Source organism: Photobacterium sp. OFAV2-7 (assembly GCF_022347985.1).
Lineage (GTDB): Bacteria > Pseudomonadota > Gammaproteobacteria > Enterobacterales > Vibrionaceae > Photobacterium.
This window is the reverse complement of sequence record NZ_JAKRFQ010000515.1, coordinates 1-3,668: the sequence shown is the minus strand read 5'-3', so window position 1 is coordinate 3,668 and position 3,668 is coordinate 1. Positions and strand designations below refer to the sequence as shown.

Here is a 3,668-nt window from a genome sequence, read left to right as displayed (position 1 = left end):
GTGAACATTTTCCAGTTTCCTCTTACATGATCGTCGGCCGCCCTCCCGCCAATAATAGGCACAGGAATCCCCAACTCATCCTCTATACCTTGTATAACTTCTTCTTCATGTCCTGGGCTAGAATGAAGCAAAATCAATGCCGGAAGTTCTCCAGGGCGGCCGCTATTCTCAATCGCACGTAAAAGCGCCTGCCGTGCCATGTCATACGAACTTTGATTTGTTGAAACGATCGCACTGCCGAATGCACCTTGATAATCACACATCGCCCATAAAGCAACGCCTTCACCGCGATTATACCCTTCGTCGGTCATTACCCCCTGACACGATGAACAACCAAGGATCTGAGAATTTGGAAATTCAGACGTCAACACTTGCTGGATAAGCTGCTCGTCGTAGTTTTCGGAAAAATAAGCAAGAATCAGTTTGGGATTAATGATTTTACTTTTTAGTTTGCGAATTGCATCCGAAACAGCATGCTCTGAAGCATGGAAAGCAGAAAAACTAGTGGCTATATCCATATTTTCATATTTATTGTTATGAGTTGCTCTCATCATAGACATTTTTGCTTTTGTAATCAGCTAACTGATACCATTTTTATGGTTTTGTGGCTAAAGTCAGACTGTAAATGACCGCTAAACTATACAATTACTTAATTTGGGATGATGAAGGGACGTATGACTAGCAAAGTCGTTATGGTAACAGGTGGCGCCAAGGGGATTGGTCGGGGCATTTGCGAAATGCTCACCAGCAAAGAAGTTATCGTTATCGCGGTAGATATTGATGAAGATGCCGGTTTTGATCTGGTTGCCGACAACCCTATGATCCGCTTCCGCCAAGCTGATGTTACCCGCGAGAACGAAGTTGCTGCTGTTGTAGAGGAGCTACAGTCACTGTTTGGCAGGCTTGATGGTCTGGTTAATAATGCTGCCATTGCGAACCCCTATAATGCACCTGTCGAATCCTTAGAGATGCATGATTGGGAGCGGATTATAGCGGTTAACCTAACTTCGCCTATGCTAGTGACAAAATTATGTCTGCCTCTGCTTAAGGCATCTAAAGGTGCTATTGTTAATATCAGCTCAACCCGTGCAGAACAGTCCGAGCCTAATACAGAAGCATATAGTGCATCTAAAGGTGGACTAGTGAGCCTTTCCCATGCGCTTGCTGTTAGTCTTGGGCCTGATGTCAGAGTGAACTGCGTATCTCCTGGCTGGATTGATACAAGTAATGAAGAGCTACGAGATATCGATCACAGTCAGCACCTTACGGGTCGCGTCGGACACCCCGCAGATGTTGCGTCTATGGTAAAGTACCTATTAAGTACTAATGCAAGCTTTATAAGTGGTCAGAATTTTACTGTTGATGGCGGGATCACAAAAAAGATGATATATGCTGAATAAACATGAAATGATAGGCTTGAGCCATCAAGCCTATAAAACGATCAATTTCCAACAAAAAAGTGGCTAATTAACAGTCACTTTTGTACAGTAAACTTTGCAATTATAGTCTCACTCCCCTGCTGCACCGTGATAGCCCACTCCATCGTGTCATGAACACACTCAGGTACAGTAAACGTGCCTAGCCAGTGATCGGTTTGTTGCTCAAATATGACAGGAATGGTCCCCATAAACATGTCTACACCTTCTATTTTAGCAACTGGTTTTACATTTGTGTTACTAATTCGCAGAGTGACTTCCGAATTAGCGACTACCGGGTATGGGTTAAGTGATAACCCGAGCTTTTTATTCGAACTATCAACAGCACAATATTCTGCTGTGATTAGGCAGTTGGTAGCACTATCATCTATGGATGTGTTTTCTTCATAGGTGACTGTTCTCCATACAAATGCCGTTATTAATACTGCCATCAAGATTAAAATCTGGATTAATCTTGCCTTTGTTAACTTCTCCGCAGCCATGATTTACCGTGCTTCCCGTGTTACAGAGTTCAAACTTTTCACATAAATGTTGCTTAACCGTAAACATTGTGTGGGCTTAACTCTGTCAATCACTTGTTAAGTAAAGTATTATGTGCAGTGAAAATGCCACTTTTACAACAAAATAGCAATTTAAATGCTGAGTTGTTTAAAAAAACAACATGGCAGTTAAGTAAGCTTTGGGTGGCATTGCGACAACTTGTTGTTCGCACAAGGAAAGAGAGTGTAGTTGAACAATTCAAATTGGAAGCATGCAACATGAGCCAAGTAAAGCAGCTTGAACAAAACTACAACTATACGGTCGTTCGTCAATTCACCCTAACTACCATACTATGGGGAATTGTCGGAATGGGCGTTGGTGTATTGATTGCCGCTCAACTGGTATGGCCGGCGTTAAACTTTGACCTACCTTGGTTGACATACAGCCGCTTGCGTCCACTGCATACCAATGCAGTGATTTTCGCATTCGGTACAAGTGCACTATTTGCTACGTCTTACTACGTAGTACAGCGCACATGTCAAACAAGGCTATTCGGTGGAAAGTTAGCATCGTTCACCTTTTGGGGTTGGCAAGCCATCATCCTTGCAGCAGCTATTTCGCTGCCAATGGGATGGACGTCTGGTAAAGAATACGCAGAACTGGAATGGCCGATTGATATCGCGATTGCAGTTGTTTGGGTATCCTATGCCATTGTCTTTTTCGGTACCATGATCAAACGAAACACGTCGCACATTTATGTTGCGAACTGGTTCTTTGGTGCCTTCATCTTAACGGTAGCAGTCCTTCACATCGTGAACAGCATGGCTATCCCTGTATCGATGACTAAGTCGTATTCGATTTACTCCGGTGCAGTGGATGCGATGATTCAGTGGTGGTACGGACACAACGCAGTAGGTTTCCTGCTGACAGCCGGTTTCCTGGGTATGATGTACTACTTCGTACCTAAGCAAGCAGGCCGTCCGGTATTCTCCTACCGTCTGTCTATCGTACACTTCTGGGCACTGGTATCTCTGTATATCTGGGCTGGCCCACACCACCTGCACTACACAGCACTGCCTGACTGGACTCAGTCTCTAGGTATGGTGATGTCTCTGATCCTATTCGCTCCATCTTGGGGTGGTATGATCAACGGTATCATGACGCTGTCAGGTGCATGGCACAAACTACGTTACGATCCAATCCTACGATTCCTGGTTGTTTCATTGTCTTTCTACGGTATGTCTACCTTCGAAGGTCCAATGATGTCAATTAAGACTGTAAACGCCCTTTCTCACTATACTGACTGGACAATCGGTCACGTTCACTCTGGTGCGTTAGGTTGGGTTGCAATGGTTTCTATCGGTGCCGTTTATCACCTAATTCCTAAGCTATTCGGCCAGGAACGTATGTTCTCTATCAAGTTGATCAACGTTCACTTCTGGCTGGCAACGATTGGTACGGTTCTTTACATCGTAGCAATGTGGATTTCAGGTGTAATGCAGGGTCTGATGTGGCGTGCGGTTAACACCGACGGAACATTGACCTACAGCTTCGTAGAATCTCTACAGGCTTCTTATCCATTCTACTTTGTTCGCTTCCTGGGCGGTGCAATCTTCCTTGCAGGTATGTTCCTAATGGCATACAACGCATATAAGACAATCGTTGCACCAAAAGAAAGCCTGAAAGCAACTGAGCAACCAGCATAAGGAGTTCCGACAATGGCTAATAATCGTCATGAAATTGTAGAAAAAA

4 protein-coding genes are annotated in these 3,668 nt (G+C 44.2%); 2 read left to right on the top strand and 2 right to left on the bottom strand.

Annotation, left to right across the window (positions count from 1 at the left end; all coding sequences use genetic code 11):
* The coding region (locus MHN01_RS20065; RefSeq protein ID WP_304622880.1) for an FIST N-terminal domain-containing protein at positions 1–554 on the bottom strand (554 nt) is incomplete at its 3' end.
* A gap of 120 nt (positions 555–674) precedes the next feature.
* On the opposite strand from MHN01_RS20065, the gene MHN01_RS20060 reads away from it, so the two are divergent.
* Positions 675–1,400: an SDR family oxidoreductase gene (locus tag MHN01_RS20060; protein WP_239412998.1), complete on the top strand. Its 726-nt coding sequence runs from the start codon at positions 675–677 to the stop codon at positions 1,398–1,400.
* 74 nt (positions 1,401–1,474) lie between these two features.
* On the opposite strand, the gene MHN01_RS20055 is transcribed toward MHN01_RS20060, so the two are convergent.
* Positions 1,475–1,918, bottom strand: coding sequence for a hypothetical protein (locus tag MHN01_RS20055; protein ID WP_239412996.1), 444 nt, complete (start codon positions 1,916–1,918; stop codon positions 1,475–1,477).
* Positions 1,919–2,194: 276 nt separating this feature from the next.
* Here MHN01_RS20055 and ccoN point away from each other — a divergent pair, with 276 nt between their 5' ends.
* The gene (ccoN, locus tag MHN01_RS20050; RefSeq protein WP_239412994.1) at positions 2,195–3,622 is read left to right on the top strand and encodes a cytochrome-c oxidase, cbb3-type subunit I; all 1,428 of its coding nucleotides are present in this window, start codon (positions 2,195–2,197) and stop codon (positions 3,620–3,622) included.
* Positions 3,623–3,668: the final 46 nt, after the last annotated feature.